The 2,172-nt window shown below is 51.2% G+C and carries 1 rRNA gene; it reads right to left on the reverse strand.

From position 1 onward, the window contains the following. Positions 1–2,172, reverse strand: a 23S ribosomal RNA gene (locus ACWCXX_RS41230); the annotation flags it as partial.

Consider the following 2,172-nt stretch of genomic DNA (forward strand, 5'->3'; position numbering starts at 1 on the left):
AGATTAGCCTGTTATCCGCTGTGTAGCTTTTATCCGTTGAGCGTTGGCCCTTCCATGCGGATCCTCCGGATCACTAAGCACGTCTTTCGACCCTGCTCGACTTGTAGGTCTCGCAGTCAAGCTCCCTTATGCCTTTACACTCTACGAATGATTTCCAACCATTCTGAGGGAACCTTTGGGCGCCTCCGTTACTCTTTAGGAGGCGACCGCCCCAGTCAAACTGCCCGCCTGACACTGTCTCCTACCCCGCTAAGGGGCATGGGTTAGAAGTTCAATACATCTAGGGTAGTATCCCACCAACGCCTCCTCCGAAGCTGGCGCTCCGGAATCTCTGGCTCCTACCTATCCTGTACAAGATGTATCAAAATTCAATATCAGGCTACAGTAAAGCTCCACGGGGTCTTTCCGTCCTGTCGCGGGTAACCTGCATCTTCACAGGTACTATAATTTCACCGAGTCTCTCGTTGAGACAGTGCCCAGATCGTTACGCCTTTCGTGCGGGTCGGAACTTACCCGACAAGGAATTTCGCTACCTTAGGACCGTTATAGTTACGGCCGCCGTTTACTGGGGCTTCAATTCGCACCTTCGCTTGCGCTAAGCACTCCTCTTAACCTTCCAGCACCGGGCAGGCGTCAGCCCCTATACGTCACCTTACGGTTTTGCAGAGACCTGTGTTTTTGCTAAACAGTCGCCTGGGCCTATTCACTGCGGCTCTCTCGGGCTTTCACCCTACTAGAGCACCCCTTCTCCCGAAGTTACGGGGTCATTTTGCCGAGTTCCTTAACGAGAGTTCTCTCGCACACCTTAGGATTCTCTCCTCGACTACCTGTGTCGGTTTGCGGTACGGGCACCTTTTACCTCGCTAGAGGCTTTTCTTGGCAGTGTGAAATCAGGAACTCCGGACATACGTCCTCGTCATCACAGCTCAACGTTATAGAAATGGGATTTGCCTCATTTCACGCCTCACTGCTTGAACATGCATAACCAACAGCATGCTTACCCTATCCTACTGCGTCCCCCCATTGCTCAAATGGTAAATAGGTGGTACAGGAATATCAACCTGTTGTCCATCGCCTACGCCTATCGGCCTCGGCTTAGGTCCCGACTAACCCTGAGCGGACGAGCCTTCCTCAGGAAACCTTAGTCATTCGGTGGACGGGATTCTCACCCGTCTTTCGCTACTCATACCGGCATTCTCACTTCTAAGCGCTCCACCAGTCCTTCCGGTCTGACTTCACAGCACTTAGAACGCTCTCCTACCACGGACATCTAAGATGTCCATCCACAGCTTCGGTGAATTGTTTAGCCCCGATACATTTTCGGCGCAGCGTCACTCGACCAGTGAGCTATTACGCACTCTTTAAATGATGGCTGCTTCTGAGCCAACATCCTGGTTGTCTAAGCAACGTCACATCCTTTTCCACTTAACAATTACTTTGGGACCTTAGCTGGTGGTCTGGGCTGTTTCCCTTTCGACTACGGATCTTAGCACTCGCAGTCTGACTCCCGTGCATAAATCACTGGCATTCGGAGTTTGTCTGAATTCGGTAATCCGGGATGGACCCCTAGTTCAAACAGTGCTCTACCTCCAGGATTCTCTATCACGAGGCTAGCCCTAAAGCTATTTCGGAGAGAACCAGCTATCTCCAGGTTCGATTGGAATTTCTCCGCTACCCACACCTCATCCCCGCACTTTTCAACGTACGTGGGTTCGGGCCTCCAGTAAGTGTTACCTTACCTTCACCCTGGACATGGGTAGATCACCTGGTTTCGGGTCTACAACCACATACTCATTCGCCCTATTCAGACTCGCTTTCGCTACGGCTCCGTCTTCTAAAACTTAACCTCGCATGTAATCGTAACTCGCCGGTTCATTCTACAAAAGGCACGCTATCACCCATTAACGGGCTCTAACTACTTGTAGGCACATGGTTTCAGGATCTATTTCACTCCCCTTCCGGGGTGCTTTTCACCTTTCCCTCACGGTACTGGTTCACTATCGGTCACTAGGTAGTATTTAGCCTTGGGAGATGGTCCTCCCAGATTCCGACGGAATTTCACGTGTTCCGCCGTACTCAGGATACACTCAAGAGAGAATGAACTTTCAACTACAGGGCTGTTACCTGCTCTGGCGGGCCTTTCCAGACCGCTTCATTTAACTCATTCCTTTG

The sequence above is a fragment of the Streptomyces sp. NPDC001732 genome (assembly GCF_053596315.1).